The following is a 16890-nucleotide window of genomic DNA, read 5'->3' as shown; positions in this document are numbered from 1 at the left end:
TTGTTATGTTAAAACATTTACTTCTACTTAAAAAGCATTTTTCAAAACTACCCGGTTTAGGGGTGGCATTTGTATTGATGCTGATGTTGCTTGGATTGGCCGGGAGCAGCCAGGCGCAGGTTTATTATTTAACCAACGATGCAACCAGCGGCTCGTCATCGGGCACCGACGGAATAAGCCGGATGGGCTACGATGGTGCATCTGCAACAGCCCTTGGCTCGGGGTTCACCAATTCGCCGGCGTTATTGCAGGTAGATTTGCCCAACAACAGGGCTTTTGTCTATGAGGCTTTTTCATCCAGCCCGCCAACCAACCTGGCTATAAAAGTAGTTAACCTTACTTCGGGTGCTGTTATAACAACTATTCCGCTGGCACTTACAGGCCGGATCCAATCCATTAAATACGACCCTATTAACGATTATATTTATTATGTAGTTCAGGATGCTACACCAACTTCTGCTTCAACCACCAATGATGCGCTGATCAGGGTTAAGCCCGATGGTACCGGTTCAACAACTTTAATAACCGGTTTTTGTACCAATCCATCGTTCCTGGCCCTTGATATAGCTCATAACCGGGTGTTTGTTTACCAAAATCTTTTTTCTGATCACTCATTTAAAGTGCTTACGCTTTCGGGCAATACTGCAAGTTTAACCGCCACATTGCCTACAGCTACTGTTCCGGCACCGATGGTAGGTGTTGATTGCGAATATGACGCTGCTACCGATTATATTTATTTTTTAACATCAGATAATGCCGCCGGTACTACGGCCACTGCTAACGATGCTTTGTATAAAATGCATTCGGACGGTACCGGGCAAACTACCGTTAAAGCATCGGTAATCCCAAGCGTACAATATCAGCTGGCTTTAGATGCCGGTAATAACCGCGCATTTTTAATTGATAACAGTTCATCTGAAAAAGCTATTTACTCAGTTAGTCTTGCCGATGGTACAACAACTAAAGTAAAAACAGTATTTGGGGTAACAAGCAGTTTGATAACCGGTATTTGGGTACCTGCCCGCGCTATACTCAGCACAACAGCAGCAAGCAACATATCATCAACAACGGTTACTTTAGGCGGCAACATTACCCGCAGCGATGTAAGCGTAACCGAGCGCGGGGTGGTATACAGTTCAAGCAATACCACACCAACAACTGCCGATAGCAAGGTAACCGGCGGTACCGGTACAGGTTCGTTTACAGTAAACACTTCGGGCCTGAGCCCGGTTACCACCTACTATGTTAGGGCTTACGCTATAAGCGGGGCGGGCACATCATATGGCAGTGTACAAACATTCACTACCTTATCTAACGATGCTTCGCTTTCGGCACTTACAACCAGTTCGGGCAGCCTTAGTCCATCGTTTTCAGGCAGTACAACGGCTTATAACGTTTCGGTGAGTAATGCCACAACTTCAATAACCGTAACACCTACCAGGAACAATGCCAACGCCACAATAAAAGTTAACGGTACCGCTGTTACATCAGGTACGGCATCAGGCAGCATCAGCCTGAATGTTGGTGATAATACCATAACAGTTGTTGGTTTGGCGCAGGATGGTATCACTACCAGAACCTATACTTTAACCGTAAACAGGGCTAAATTTACACAGGTTATAACTTTTGCCGCGCTACCTTCAAAAACTTATGGCAATGCTGATTTTGCGCCGGGCGCTACCGTAAACAGCAGCTTAACAGTTAGCTACAGCAGTGATAATACCGCAGTTGCCACTATAGTTGGCGGGCAAATTCATGTTGTAAGCGCGGGTACGGCAAACATCACCGCCTCGCAGGCCGGTGATGCCAATAACCTGGCTGCCGCCAATGTTACGCAAAGCCTTACCGTTAGTAAAGCTGCCGTTACTGTAACCGCCAATGCTGCAAGTAAAACTTACGGCGATGCCGATCCTTCATTAACTTATGGTATAACTACCGGCGCGTTAGTTGGCAGCGATACTTTTAGCGGTTCGCTTAGCCGGGCAGCGGGCACCGATGCAGGTACTTATGCCATAACACAGGGCAGCCTTGCCTTAAGCGCTAATTATACCCTTTCGTTTGTTGGTGCCAATTTAACTGTCAACAAAAGGCCAATTACAATTGCGCCGGTGCCTGCAAGTAAAGTTTATGGCGATGCCGATCCGGGAGCTTATCCTTATAATATAGCAGGAAGCGGGCTGGCCGGCAGCGATGGTATGTCCGGCTCGTTTACCCGGGCTGCAGGAGAAATTCCTGGTACTTATGCCTTAGCTTTGGGTACCAAGCACCCGATAAACTCCACAACGGGTGTCGACCAGAGTAACAACTATACACTCACGTTTACCCCCGAATATTTAACCATCAGCAAACGGGCTATAACCCTCAAACCCCAGCCGGCTACTAAGGTTTACGGCAGTGCCGATCCTGCGTTCCCTTATCAGTTTGTTGTAGGTTCGGTTGCACCGGGTGAGGGGATGACCGGTAGTTTTGGCCGTGCCGCAGGCGAAGATGTAGGCACTTATGCCTTAACCTTAGGCACTAAAGGGCCTGTAAATGCGTCAACAGGCGTTTCAACAGCCGATTATTATACCATATCGTTCGTGTCTGATAATTTAACCATCACCAAAAAAACAATTAATGTAACAGCAAACCTTGCAAGTAAGGTTTATGGAGATGCCGATCCAACCTTGCCTTATACTGCTGATGCGCTAAGCTTTGGTGATACGTTTACAGGCGCACTAACACGTGCAGCAGGCGAAAGCGTAGGCACCTACGCCATAAGCCAGGGCACACTGGCTTTAAATGCCGGTAACTACACACTTAATTTTACCGGCTCAACCTTTACCATATCCAAAAAAGTGATCAGCGTAACCGCCAACGCGGCTACCAAAGCTTATGGCGATGCCGACCCTGCATTTACCTATACAGCCGATGCCCTGGTAGGCAGCGATAGCTTTAGCGGTTCATTAACCCGTAGCCCGGGCGAAATTCCGGGCAACTATGCCATTAACCAGGGTTCGCTTGCTTTAAGTAATAATTATACCATCAGCTACACCAGTGCCGATTTAACTATCGGTAAGCGCAGTATCACCGTAAACGCAAACCTGATTAATAAACAGTATGGCGATGCCGATCCTGCTTTAACTTATACCTTAACAGGATCATTAGTAACCGGCGATGCGTTTTCGGGTTCGCTAAGCAGGCAGGCGGGCGAAAGCACCGGCTCGTACGTTATTCAAAAAGGAACCTTAACGGCGGGTGCTTATTATGATATCACCTTTAATGAAAATGATTTTGTTATTGCTAAACGTAATGTTACGGTAAATATCAATTCGGCGTCTAAATATTATGGCGATCCTGATCCTGATTTCACCTATACCATCGTCAGCGGTTCATTATTGCCGGGCGATCATTTTACCGGTGCGCTTACACGTGCAGCAGGCGAAACAGGAGTTCAGAACTACGCAATCACCAGAGGTACATTAGCCATCGATAATCCTGACTATACCTTATCAGTAACCCCTTCGGTACTTGCCATTAACCAGGCACCACTTACGGTAACTGTTGATAATAAAACCAAAAAACAAGGGGAGGCCAACCCGGTATTCACCTTTACTTACAGCGGCTTTAAAAACGGAGAAGGCCCTGCCGATCTGGTTAGCCAGGCACAGGCCACTACAACTGCCGGTACAAATTCGCCGGCAGGCACTTATTCTATTTATGCGGGATATGTTGCCTCGCCAAACTATACGGCCAATTATGTAGATGGCGTGCTTACCATATTACCGGTATCGCATGATGCCTCGCTTTCAAATATCACTTTGGCCGGTTTAAGCCTGAGCCCGGCTTTTGACAGTGCTACTACTTTTTATGAAGCCGATGCAGGCGATGCAAATTCTGTTACCATTACCCCAACTGTTAATGAGGCGCATGCTACCCTAACTATTAATGGCGATGTTGCTACTTCAGGCTCGGCCAAAACGTATAGCCTGTATGGCGGTACCAACTATATACAGGTAAATGTTACTGCCGAAGACGGAACAAGCACCAACAGCTACCTGGTGCTGGTTAATAAAAACAGGGCGGTTGATGCTAATCTTACTGCTTTGTCAATTGGTGGCAATGCTGTACCCGGTTTTGACCCTAATGTTACCACTTATGCTTTATCGGTACCTTACAGCACTGCTTCGGTTACGGTTGCTGCCGTATTGAGCGATCCGCATGGCATGGTAAGCTTAAATGTGAATGGCACACCGGTTGAAGGCGGCGCCGAAAGTCCGGTTAATTTGATTGAGGGCGATAATGTGATAAAAGTCAAGGTACGTGCCGAAAATCCATCGGTTAGCAAAACGTATACGGTAACCGTACATCGCGCCGAAAAAGTAAACGATGCAAGCCTGGCTTCACTTACTACCAGTCCGGTATCATTATTAGTAAGCACATCGGTATCAGGTACTGTTGTAAATTACACCACTTCGGTAGATCCTGCTGCGGGCAGTATTTCACTAATCGCGACAGCCAAATATGCGCTTTCAACCATTAAAATAAATGGTGTGACTACACCGAGCGGGGCTGCTTCAGCGCCTATATCATTAACGGATGCCACAACTGTGATAAGCACGGTAGTAACAGCGCCCGATGGTGTAACCACCAAAACCTATAATATTACTGTTAATAAAACAGGATCGAACGATGCTTTAGTGGGTTTAACAATGGATCCAAGCTCAATTTTAGTATCGGCAGGCGTTGTGGGTAATCAAACTACTTATAATACATCTGTGGCCGCCGGTACTACCAGCGTACGCATAACCCCTAAGGGTCGCGATGCCAATGTATCTGTCAAAATAAATGATGTACCTGTTGCTAACCAAACCCAATCGGCACCAATACCGCTAAACGCGAGCGGAGTTACGCCTGTTACCGTGGTAGCTACCGCGCAGGATGGTGTAACTGTGCGTAATTATGTTATTAATGTAAGCCGTAACGGATCAAACAATGTTAACCTGGCGGGTATTAAATTCAGCGCACCGTCAACCACGGTGGTAACCAGTAATGATGCCGAACTGGCCAGGTACACCGTAACCGTTGGCAGTACGGTTAGCAGTATTACGCTGCAGCCCACGCTACAAGATCCGAACGCTACGTTATACGTAAATGGTCTACCACAGGCCAGCGGTGCGGTTTCTGACCCTATCAATCTGTTCAGTGACCGCCCTACACCGGTAAATGTGTATGTGGCGGCGCAGGATGGTGTATCGGGCAAATTATATATTTACTCGTTTGTGCGGAGCGATGCTCAGAACACCACCCTGACACTTAAACTCGACCCCTCATCAGTGCTAATAAAAACCGGCACAACGGCCAATGTTATCACTTATACTACATCTGTATCTGCCGATGTAAGCAGCGTAACTATAACGCCTACCGCAGCCGTAACAGGCACTTCCATAAAAGTGAATGGCAGTGTAGTAAATAGCGGCTCGGCATCGGCACCCATAGCCCTTAATGCAACGGGTACTACCAGTATAGGTGTTGTAATTACCGCTGCCGATGGCATTACTACCAAAACCAACACAGTTATTGTAAGCAAAACGGGTTCAAATAACGCCAGCGCTTCTTTCAGGCTTAATGTTGCGGGCGTGCCGGTAGTTACATCATCATCCGGTTCGGTTTACAACTACAGTGTGTCTGTAGATAATGCAGTAAATAGTGTAAAGGTTATACCTACCACTCAAAACGCGTTTGCCACTACAATGATTAACGGGTTGGCGGTGGCCAATAACACCGAATCGGCCTCGATTGCTCTTAATGCATCCGGCGAAACGATTGTTACAGCAATAGTTACAGCCGAAGACGGTTTAACAACTAAAACGTATAATATCGCTATAAAGAAAAATGGATCGAACGATGCTTTGGTGGGTTTAAAAACCGATGTTAATTCGGTGCTTGTTTCTACCGGCATTGCGGGTAATCAAACCAGGTTGGTAACATCGGTTGGGGCGGATGTTAGCAGTTTAAGGCTAACCGCTACCGGCCGCGACCCTAATGTAACTATTAAAATGAACGGTGTGCCTGTGTTGAACGGCGTAGCCTCAGATCCGATTGCGCTGAATGCCACCGGCGTTACTACAGTTACAACCGAGGTAACAGCACAGGATGGAGTTACGGTACGGATCTTTATTTTAGAGATAAGCCGCAACGGATCAAATAACGCAGGTTTGGCATCGTTTAAGTTTACACCGGCATTAAGTCTTACCACGGTAAGCAATACTACAACAGCGGCTGTTTCAACCGCAACGGTAGCTAATTCGGTTTCGAGTGTTAAGGTAACACCCGTTGCCATTAACGCAGGGGCAACTATAACTGTAAATGGTAGCCCTGTTAACAGCGGCGTGCTATCAGATGCTATAGCGTTGGCCGTTGGCATTAATACGGTAACCATAGCTGTAACTGCCGAGGATGGCGTAACAACCAAAACATACACCGTAAACATAACAAGGGATGCGGGCGGCTCATCATTTGTAGCGCGAAACAATTTTGATGCGACTAATGAGGCTGCTGCTTTAACAGTACATTCGGCCGTATCACCTAACGGGGATGGTATTAATGATGTGCTTACCATTGATGGAATTAACAGTTATCCTGAAAATAAATTATCGATAATAAATAGCACCGGACTTGCTGTAAATGAGATAAAAAATTACGATAATAGTACACGGGTATTTGACGGGCACGCACAGAATGGTACGCTGCAAAAACCGGGTACTTACTTCTACGTGCTGGAATACCAGGATGGTAAAGAAACTAAGCGCAAAACAGGATATATCATACTAAAATACTAATGCCTAAACTAAGCTTCGCGCTGCTGTGCGTGCTGACCTTATTCACCATAAGGGCAAACGCACAGCAGCCTACCCGGTACACACAGTACATGAACAACCTAACCTTGTTAAACCCGGCTTATTCGTTAGTGGATAATACAGGTTCGATAAGTACACTGGTACGTAAACAATTAATAGGTATTAACGGTGCCCCCGCCACCTATGCCATCAACGGTAATCTGCCCATCGAATCGATAAACGGTTCGGCGGGTTTTATTGTTCAGAACGACGAGATAGCTGTAGAGCACCAGTTTCAGGCCAACGCGTATTTTGCCAAAGCCATTCAGCTAACCGAAACCGACTTTTTGGGCGTATCGCTTAACGGCGGCTTTAAAAATTACCGGGCCAACTATTCGCAATTAGATGATAACGATCCGCAATTCAGGAATGATGTAAGAGAAACCAGACCAAATATCGGTTTCGGGGTCATTTACTTTACCAAAGATTATTACCTGGGCATATCAGCTCCCGAACTTACCTTGCGCAGCCTTGGCACGGCGTCGGTGCAAACAGGCAGTAATTTTCGTAATCACTACTACTTGTCGGGCGCGTATTTAGCCACTGTTGGCGATGATGTGCAATTTAAGCCCGCCGCCCTGGTTGGGCTTACCCGCGGGCAGGATGCATTGGTAAATGTTTCGGGCACTTTGTATCTGAAGGAAACTTTGGGGATAGGGGCTAATTACAGCACCAACAAACAGGTGGCCGGGATCTTGAGCATCAATACCTCGACCATTAAAATAGGGTATAGCTATCAGTTCAACGCCTCATCAGGCCTGAGCAATTCATATAGTGCCGCACACGAGGTGACCTTAAGTTACCGTTTTGGCAAAAATGCTACAAACAACAGGTTGCTGTAATTTAAATTACAGCCGCCTGTCTTGTTCGGTAATAGGCAAATCATTGATGCTGGCATAGCGTTTTTGCATCAGTCCGTTTTCATCAAACTCCCAGTTTTCATTACCATAGGCACGGAACCATTCGCCATCGGCATTGTGGTATTCGTACTCAAAACGCACGGCAATGCGGTTATCGGTAAAGGCCCAAAGCTCTTTTTTTAGCTTATAGCTGAATTCTTTTTGCCACTTGCGGGTTAAAAATTCAACCACCTGTTGGCGCCCGTTAATAAATTCCGAGCGGTTGCGCCATTCGGTATCGATGGTGTAGGCTAAGGATACGCGGGCCGGGTCCTGGCTGTTCCAGGCATCTTCGGCCAGCTGAACTTTTTGTATAGCAGTTTCCCGTGTAAAAGGAGGGAGGGGAAGTTTCTGTTCCATAATGGTGTTTTTTTTATAGTATGTACCAAAATTATGGCTTTGCAGGCTATTCTAATTGTACTAATTATGGTTGTTGTTGTATTATATTGTTTAAATTAGATAGCGTTAATTAATCAATTACCTGCCCCAGATGAAAACCAAAAAAGCAGAGCAGCCCTTAGCCGATACCCCCGGCGTTGATGCCTATATGCAAAAGCTGGATCATCCGCTTAAAAATGTACTGGAAGCCTTAAGGCAAATCATCCTCAGCGTTGATCCCGAACTGGGCGAGCACATTAAATGGAATGCGCCCAGCTTTTTGTATACGGGGGAGATGAAGCCTTTTAACCCCAAAGAGTACAAGCGTTATGTAATTGTATCCAACCTGTTTCAGAAAGATTGCATCAGGCTGGTGTTTTGGCGCGGCGATTTGATTAACGATACAACAGGATTTTTAACCGGAGATTATGCGGATGGCAGGCGACTGGCATTTTTTCGTAGCATGGACGAGGTGAAGGAAAAGGAAGAAGTTTTGCGTAACGCCATTAAGGTGTGGCTTTCGGTATTGGATAAATAGATTTTGAGTTTTTGTTATGATCAGATTTATACAGCATATAAAGGATTTTAATGTTGATGCTGTTAAGGCAATGATAGAAAAAGATCCAAAATGGCTAACCTGGGCCGAAGACAACGGCAAAAACGCCCTGCATTATTTATGCGGAGTTGAAATATCCCGTCGCCCCGGAAAAGCAGCGGATAGTTTACAGTTGCTGAAGTTTTTGTTAGAGAAGGGGATGAACATCAACAGCATTCACCGGATAAAGGACGAATGCGGTTTTTTCCCGGCCACGCCGCTTTGGCATGCTTATGCTAAAGGACGCAATGAGCTGCTGTACAAACACCTACTTGCAAACGGCGCCGACCCTGAACATTGCATGTACGCCATTGCCTGGAATAACGACGTGGAAGCCGCCGAACTGTTTAAAAGCTATGGAGCCGATATTGATGATACAAGCGCCGATACGCCCTTTATGGGAGCCTTTAACTGGAAACGCTTTGAAGTAGCCGAATGGTTTTTAAACAACGGCGCCGATATCAATTTTGCCGATAAGGATGGTAATACTACCCTGTATCACGCCGTAAAACGCAAATACAAGCTTGACCAGATTAAACTGCTGCTGCGCTTCGGGGCCGATTTTGATAAAGAGAATAACAAAGGCGTCTCTCCTAAAATGCTGGCCCAACAAAACAACCAAACCGGTATGTTAAAACTTTTTGCCGCCAAAGGCTGATTTTCATCTACTATAGCCAAAACACACCCGTTACCAATAATATTATAGCTTTGCCCAGCCTGCTGGGTAAAATATCAAAACGTTTTTTAAATGCGGCCGTAAAGTGATGGGCATTTTTATAGCCAACGGTTTCGGCTACCTCGCCAACGCTGCGGCCTTGCTGCAGTAGTTTGTAGGCCAGGTTCATTCGTAACTCGGCCAGGTAACCAAAAACGGTGTTGCCGAACAGTATTTTAAAACCTTTCTTCAGTTTAAAATCATTAAGCCCGGTTTTTCGTGATAGCTCGATCAGTGAGCAGGGCGATCGCAGGTTGGCTTCCACCAGTTTTCTTGCTTCCATCAGGCGTTCTTTATCAGCATCGGTAAGCGCAAAGCCTGTTTCAGGACCGGGCTTAGCCGGTTGGTGTAGCCCGGTTAACAGTTCGAGTGTTTTAGCCTCGAGTAGCAGGCGTTTGATGTAGGGGAGATGATTGGTCCTTAAGATATCCTGTATGGCTGTAAAAGATTTCACAGATTGATAACTAAGTATATCGGGCTGCTCTTTTAAATTAAATTGGATGGCAGTTCTGTATGCTATTTTATTGATAAAGCTTTCGGTGAGTATAATGGTTATCAAACTGCAATGGCCGTTAACTGATAGCGCTGTACTAATACCATCGGTATAAATAGAATGGATATCACCTTCATCCATTTTAAATTTTGCGCTGTCGGTTTTCAACTCCAACCGCCCTTTTAATACCTGGCTCAGATAACTTCCTCTTATATCACTTCGGATCATCAAATGTGCAGTTTGCTTCAGGTTGATTGTGGTTTGGATAATGGCCACCCCCTCAAACCAATACTCCCCGATATCGATTAAGCCGCCATCGCTAAATAGTATCTGCCCGGTTCGTTCATCAATACAATTGGCAGCCAGGAAATCGTCTGGGTATTGCAGTTGTAAGTCGGTGGTTGGTGAAGCAGGAGTAAGGCTGATGTACATAAAATCCGTTTGGCGTTGTTTTCAATCCGTTTGGCGTTAACCACACTTCATGACGATGTCACAAATTTGCATCATTATTTTTAATTAGTCTAAATAAATGAAATTTTTCTTTCCTCTCGCACTCATCATAACCATACCGGCCGCTGTATTTGCACAGCAGGATACCACGAGGAAGGATAGCACCAAACAGTTAAAAGAGGTAGTGGTAACAGGAACCCGTACTGCCAAAAACCTGCAGCAGGTACCCATCCCCATAACCCGCATCACATCCGAAGAAATAAAAAAACGCGGCTTGGTACGCCTCAATGAAGTTTTATCCGAGCAAACGGGCATCAATATTTTAGATGATCCGCACGGGCAGGGCATCCAGATCCAGGGTTTTGATCCGGCTTATACCCTCATCCTGATAGACGGTTTGCCGCTGATTGGCCGCAGCACAGGCATCCTGGAACTGTCACGGATCACCACCAATAATATCGACAGGATAGAAATAGTAAAAGGCCCTACATCTTCCCTTTATGGCTCGGAGGCAATGGCCGGCGTAGTGAACATCATCACCGCCGAGCCTGCCAAAGGCTTTTCGGGCGGTGTAGCCGGCAGGTACGGCACCAATAAAAATGCCGATGTATCGCTAAATTCTGCCTACAAAACCAATAAGTTTTATATCAGCGGCTTTGCCAACAGGTACAGCAGCGCGGGCTACAGTTTGCAGCCCGCATCGGGTATCCCAACGGTATCACCTTTTTATGGCTATACTTTAAATGGCAAATCGGCCTATCGCTTTGATGATAACACCAGTTTGAAGTTATCCGTACGATATTATACCAACAACCAGGATAGCCGCTTTACCGTTGAGGATAATCGTTTTGCATCCGGCAAAGGCACCGAAAAGGATTTTAACATTGCCCCGGTCCTCACGCATCGCTTCAGCAAAAAAGATGTATCGGTATTGCAGCTTTACCGCTCGGTTTACAAAACCAACTCCGATATCAGGTACGAGGACAACAATGCCGTTTACGATCAAACTTTTTTCAATCAAACCTTTAACCGTGGCGAAATTCAAAATGATTACGCTATTCAGGATAATTTGAAACTAACCGCCGGTGCCGGTGCCCAGTATGAAACTGTGGAGGCCACGCGCTATACCAAACAACAATCGTTCACGTCGGGCTACGGCTATTTCCAGGCCGATTGGCTGCCGGTTAAAAAACTGGATCTTATTGCCGGTGGCAGGTTTGATGCGCACAGCGTTTATAAATCGCAATTCAGCCCTAAGCTGGCTGCCAGTTATGCGCTTAGCGACAAGTTTACCGTACTGGCCTCGGCAGGTAAAGGTTACAAAGCGCCGGATTTCAGGCAGCTATACCTCAATTTTACCAATGCCGAGGTTGGCTACAGCGTATTTGGCTATGAAGAAGCCCAGGCCGGTATCAACCGCCTGAAACAAGCCGGCCAGATAGAAACCGTCCTGATCGACCCATCAACCCTTAAAAGATTAAACGCCGAAAGCTCAACCGCCTTTAACTTCGGGTTCAGATACAAACCCGCCGGTAAATTATACTGGACAGCCAACCTGTTTCGCAATAACATCAATAACCTGATCGAGACGGCTGCCATCGCCCTGAAAACTAACGGGCAATCGGTATTCTCCTACTTCAACCTCAATAAAGTTTACACGCAGGGTGTAGAAACCGATTTAACTTACCAGCTATTCAACCCCCTGCAAATTGGCGGCGGCATGCAATACCTTGAGGCTTACGATCAGGATGTGCTTGATCAGATTAAAGCCGGCAAGGTATTCACCAAAGATCCGGAAACCAATCTTACCAAAACTTTAAAACGGAGCGATTACGGAGGCTTACTTGGCCGTTCAAAATATACCTACAACATCAGGCTTAATTATAACGACGAAAAAACAGGTCTCAATACCTCGGTAAGGGCCATTTACCGCGGCAGATATGGCTATAAAGACAGCGATGGTAATGGCATAGTAAACCGCGATGACGAGTATACCAACGGCTACATGCTCATCAATGCCTCGGTATCCAAACTGTTTTTGAAGGATGCCCTGAGATTGCAGATCACGGCTCAAAACCTGTTTAACCATAAAGACCCACAGGTGATCCTGAACCTGCCCGGACGACTGATCAACGCCGGCCTGGCCTATAATTTTAACAAGCAATAATTATTAAACGATCATAAAAATTCAAAACACATGTACAAATTCAAAACTTTATCATTAGCCCTTTGCTCCGCAGTTATTTTATTGGCATCATCATGCGATAAAAACAATGACGACCCAACACCCGAGCCAAGCAAACTAACCACCAAAACCATTGCCGACCTGAACGGCACAACCGGTGCGGTATACTTTAGCCTGGCAACCGGCGCGCAGGTAACCGGTGCCGACACGGCTTCGGCCACCAAATGGGATCTGAAATTTAAATCGACCAGTATTTTTGTAAATGGCGGTACATCAGGCACCGGCACAGCCCAGGCCCAGGTGGTGAGCAGTACCTTCGAGACCCTGACCGCGGCCCCGACTGCCGATTATAAAACTGATGCAACCGGCGCTCCCGCTATTGCAGGCTGGTACACTTACACTGCCGAAACTGCCCCGCAGCATGCCATACTTACCGTGCCCGGTAAAATATTGGTTATCAAAACAGCCGATGGCAAATACGCCAAGGTTGAAATGATAAGCTACTACAAAGGCAATCCAAACACAACAACAGCAACATTTGCCGATTTGGCTACCCGCCCGGCATCACGTTACTATACCTTCCGCTACGCTTACCAGGGCGACGGAACCACGAGCTTCAAATAGACAGGTTATCTATTGGTTGGTTAATTAATGTCGGAAGCCTCTCGCAAGGGAGGCTTTTTTGTGTTTTTTATTTTTTACCCTCTTTGCGGCGCAGCCGGAGAGAGGGTCGGCCAGCGAAGCGTAGCCGGGGGGAGTAAATATATGTTATGCTTATCCCGGTGAAATATTAATATACTTGTCTTATGAAAACTCAATCTGCCGCATATTACATCCAAACGCTAAACCTCCTGCCTCATCCCGAGGGAGGGCACTACAAAGAAACTTTCCGGTCGGGGCAAGAGGTAAGCCGGGTTGGCGCAGCAGATGTTAAACAAGCCTGTACTTCAATTTATTATTTATTGGAGAATAATGATTTTTCGGGTTTTCATCGCATCGCCTCTGATGAGATCTGGTATTTTCATAAAGGCGCACCGCTGTTGATTCATGTAATCGATCTGGATGGTAATTTGACAAGTCATGAATTATCCGACCTGGATACCGGCAGCTTTTCGGTTATGGTGAAAGCCGGTTTATGGTTCGCCGCCGAAATTAAAACGGGAGAGGGCTTTACGTTGGTGAGCTGCGCCGTTGCACCTGGTTTTGATTTCAGCGAATTTGAGATGGCTAAGCGGGATGAATTGGTTAAGAAGTATCCGCAACATATGGATTTATTGAGACGGATGTGTCGGGAGTAGATTACCGGCCGCTTTAATATACGTGGCACCTACGGAGCCTTAAAGCAGATTTTCTTAATTGCTATAAACACGGTACTCCTACGGAGTTCAATAATTCCGCTTTTTACAACTCCGTAGGAGTAGCGTGTTTATAGCCAAAACGACACAGTGTTTTCCGGCTCCGTAGATGCCTCGTATCCGCACGCACAGAAACATCACCAATTTAATCTCCCCAATCCGCCCATTTTATTTAATTTTGCCATTATGGATTTTATTATTGAAGCAGCCGTAAAAGCAGTTAAAGCATTATACCAAACTGATATCGAACCGGCTGCCGTTAGCATACAGGAAACCCGTAAGGAGTTTGAAGGCCAGGTAACTATCGTAACCTTTCCGTTTACAAAATTTTCAAAGAAAGGTCCGGAACAAACCGGTGCCGAAATAGGGGAGTACCTCAAAAACGAGCTGAAAGAAGTTGCCGCTTTCAATGTTATCAAAGGATTTTTGAATCTTTCTATCAGCGATGAATACTGGATTGGCCGGTTATATAATACCATTACTGCCGATGATTTTGCCGAACCAAAACCAAACGGGCAAAAGGTAATGGTTGAATATTCATCGCCAAATACCAACAAACCGTTGCACCTGGGCCATATCCGTAACAACCTGTTGGGTTATTCGGTAGCCGAAATTTTGGAGGCTGATGGTTACGAGGTGATTAAAACCAACCTGGTTAATGATCGCGGGATCCACATTTGTAAATCGATGCTGGCCTGGCAAAAATTGGGTAACGGCGAAACTCCTGAGTCATCGGGTATGAAAGGCGATCACCTGGTAGGTAAGTATTATGTGCTTTTTGATAAGGAACTGAGGGAGCAGCTTAAACCTGTGTTAAACGAGGTTTATGAAAAACATGATCTGTCGGCCTTTAAAGAAAATCAGAAGGCGAAAATAGAAGAATCATTAGCCACTATAGCCAAAGTAAAGGAAAAGCGTGCTCAAACACCCGAAACCAATACAAAATTGCTTGGCGAACTGGATGATAAAATTGCTGCGGAAGAAGATAAAATTAAGGAGATAGCCAAAAATGCTACGCCTATCATGATTGAAACCCAGCAAATGCTGCAAAAATGGGAAGCCGGCGACGAGGAGGTGATGAACCTGTGGCGTACCATGAATGGTTGGGTTTACGCTGGTTTTGCTGAAACCTACAAGCAACTGGGCGTTGATTTTGATAAATACTATTACGAATCAAACACCTACCTGTTAGGTAAGGATATTATTGAAGAAGGCCTTGAAAAAGGTGTGTTCTTCAAAAAAGAAGATAACTCGGTTTGGATTGACCTTACATCCGACGGGCTCGATGAAAAGCTGGTGCTTCGCGGCGACGGTACTTCGGTTTATATAACCCAGGATATGGGTACAGCCCAGCTTAAGTACAACGACTATCACATGGATAAATCCATCTATGTGGTGGGTAACGAGCAGGATTATCACTTTAAAGTATTGTTCCTGATATTGCAAAAATTGGGTAAAGTGGATGGTAATGGCTTGTTCCACCTGTCGTACGGTATGGTTGATCTGCCTTCGGGCAAAATGAAATCGCGCGAGGGAACGGTGGTTGATGCAGATGATTTGATGGCCGAAATGGAAGCGACTGCAAAGCAACAAACCGAAGAGATGGGCAAGGTAGAAGCTTTCAGTGAACAAGAAAAAACCGAACTTTACCATACCATTGGGATGGGGGCACTTAAGTACTTCCTGTTAAAGGTTGACCCTAAAAAACGTTTGTTATTTGACCCTAACGAATCGGTAGATTTTCAGGGCCATACCGGACCGTTTATTCAGTACACGCATGCGCGTATCAAATCGGTGTTAAGCAGGGCAGATTATCAGCCGCAAAGCAAGCCAACGGTTACAGAACTTGCCGGTGTTGAGCGCGACCTGATCGTATTGCTGGATAAATATCCCGAAACAGTTAAGGAGGCGGCGAAAGGTTATAGTCCGGCTATTATTGCTAACTATGTATACGAGCTTGCTAAAACCTACAATAAGTTTTACCACGAAAAATCGATACTACAGGCAGAAGACGAAGATTCGAAGCAATTCAGGTTAATCTTATCGGCTTCATCGGCCAAAGTGATCTCGAAAGGGATGAAATTGTTGGGAATAGAAGTGCCGGAAAGGATGTAGCCCAGTTGCTGAACTATATAAAAACGAACCTCATCTGATGAAAAAATATAAAATACTTTTTGCAGGATTGGCCGCGTTTTTATTCGCTTGTAATAACAGCAATAAGCCGCAGGCACAGGAACCGGTAACAAAGCCCGTTGAGTATGTGAAGCCCACTGCTGAACAGGCCGAACGGCGACGTACATCTGAAGCTTATTGCAAGCTCCATGAGATCCCGGTTTATAAAAATCCTAATGCGCTGTTTACCGATCCGGAAAGCAAGGTTTCTATCCGCACTAAAGATGAAATTGTAAATCGCGCCCTGGCATTAATGTATTTGGGCATTAAAAGCGAAGGGGAAACAAAGGATAAGCTTGATGAATTGGATAAGAAATATCACATGTCATCAAACTTTACAGCTAAAGAGAAGGAGTATGTCAATACGGCGCAGCCTACAGCACAACAAACTGCAGATGCCAACTGGCGATATGAAAGCCTGCACGTGATGCTTTGGGCATTGGGTTATATCGATAATTTATCATACCCGGATACCGTTTGCAATGTATACAAGGATGTAAAGATCATTTATGATTTAAGCGAAGAGCAATTCAGGGCGAAGGCGAAATTAAGAAGCAGGAAGGAAATTCTTGATCAGGCAGATCTTATTTTAAGGCTTCACTGGGCCTGCGTAAGCGCCCGCCTTAAAAATAAGGCTGCTCCCGGCAAACTCGATGCAGATATTGTAAGCGAACGTCACTACGCGCTAAACTGGCTCATTAACTACATGAACCAGGCCTGGGACGATGTAACAACCGATACCTGATGCAATAAAACCAAAAGCCCTGAGT

Annotated in this window: 11 protein-coding genes; 9 read left to right on the top strand and 2 right to left on the bottom strand. The window is 45.7% G+C overall.

Features of this window, described 5'->3' with window-relative positions:
* Positions 1-5: 5 nt before the first annotated feature.
* Positions 6-6821, top strand: coding sequence for a cadherin-like beta sandwich domain-containing protein (locus HYN43_RS12915; protein WP_119409740.1), 6816 nt, complete (start codon positions 6-8; stop codon positions 6819-6821).
* Positions 6821-7720 (top strand): PorP/SprF family type IX secretion system membrane protein, encoded by a 900-nt coding sequence (locus HYN43_RS12910; RefSeq protein WP_119409739.1) that lies wholly within the window; start codon positions 6821-6823, stop codon positions 7718-7720. The genes HYN43_RS12915 and HYN43_RS12910 overlap by 1 nt, the downstream gene beginning before the upstream one ends.
* A gap of 6 nt (positions 7721-7726) precedes the next feature.
* On the opposite strand, the gene HYN43_RS12905 is transcribed toward HYN43_RS12910, so the two are convergent.
* Entirely contained in the window at positions 7727-8137 is a 411-nt protein-coding gene (locus HYN43_RS12905) for a nuclear transport factor 2 family protein (RefSeq protein ID WP_119409738.1), read from the bottom strand.
* Between the two features lie 130 nt (positions 8138-8267).
* Between HYN43_RS12905 and HYN43_RS12900 the strand changes: the two genes are divergently transcribed.
* Together HYN43_RS12900 and HYN43_RS12895 are read left to right on the top strand one after the other, a co-directional pair.
* Positions 8268-8693, top strand: coding sequence for a DUF1801 domain-containing protein (locus tag HYN43_RS12900; protein ID WP_119409737.1), 426 nt, complete (start codon positions 8268-8270; stop codon positions 8691-8693).
* A gap of 16 nt (positions 8694-8709) precedes the next feature.
* The gene (locus HYN43_RS12895; protein ID WP_119409736.1) at positions 8710-9408 is read left to right on the top strand and encodes an ankyrin repeat domain-containing protein; all 699 of its coding nucleotides are present in this window, start codon (positions 8710-8712) and stop codon (positions 9406-9408) included.
* Between the two features lie 10 nt (positions 9409-9418).
* Here HYN43_RS12895 and HYN43_RS12890 read toward each other — a convergent pair whose 3' ends face one another.
* Positions 9419-10390, bottom strand: coding sequence for a helix-turn-helix transcriptional regulator (locus HYN43_RS12890; protein WP_119409735.1), 972 nt, complete (start codon positions 10388-10390; stop codon positions 9419-9421).
* A 97-nt stretch (positions 10391-10487) separates the two neighbouring features.
* Here HYN43_RS12890 and HYN43_RS12885 point away from each other — a divergent pair, with 97 nt between their 5' ends.
* The 5 genes from HYN43_RS12885 to HYN43_RS12865 all read left to right on the top strand — a co-directional run bounded on the left by HYN43_RS12885 (position 10488) and on the right by HYN43_RS12865 (position 16865).
* Entirely contained in the window at positions 10488-12575 is a 2088-nt protein-coding gene (locus HYN43_RS12885; RefSeq protein WP_119409734.1) for a TonB-dependent receptor plug domain-containing protein, read from the top strand.
* 30 nt (positions 12576-12605) lie between these two features.
* Positions 12606-13217, top strand: coding sequence for an HmuY family protein (locus HYN43_RS12880; RefSeq protein ID WP_119409733.1), 612 nt, complete (start codon positions 12606-12608; stop codon positions 13215-13217).
* A gap of 182 nt (positions 13218-13399) precedes the next feature.
* A complete protein-coding gene (locus tag HYN43_RS12875; protein ID WP_119409732.1) occupies positions 13400-13891 on the top strand; it encodes a cupin domain-containing protein in 492 nt (163 codons plus the stop codon).
* A gap of 243 nt (positions 13892-14134) precedes the next feature.
* Positions 14135-16063 carry an arginine--tRNA ligase gene (gene argS, locus HYN43_RS12870; protein ID WP_119409731.1) on the top strand — a complete coding sequence of 643 codons (1929 nt, stop codon included), beginning with the start codon at positions 14135-14137 and terminating at the stop codon, positions 16061-16063.
* A 37-nt stretch (positions 16064-16100) separates the two neighbouring features.
* Positions 16101-16865: a DUF4272 domain-containing protein gene (locus HYN43_RS12865; protein WP_119409730.1), complete on the top strand. Its 765-nt coding sequence runs from the start codon at positions 16101-16103 to the stop codon at positions 16863-16865.
* Positions 16866-16890: the final 25 nt, after the last annotated feature.

The sequence above is a fragment of the Mucilaginibacter celer genome (genome assembly GCF_003576455.2).
GTDB lineage: Bacteria > Bacteroidota > Bacteroidia > Sphingobacteriales > Sphingobacteriaceae > Mucilaginibacter > Mucilaginibacter celer.
This window is presented reverse-complemented; position numbering and strand designations above follow the sequence as displayed.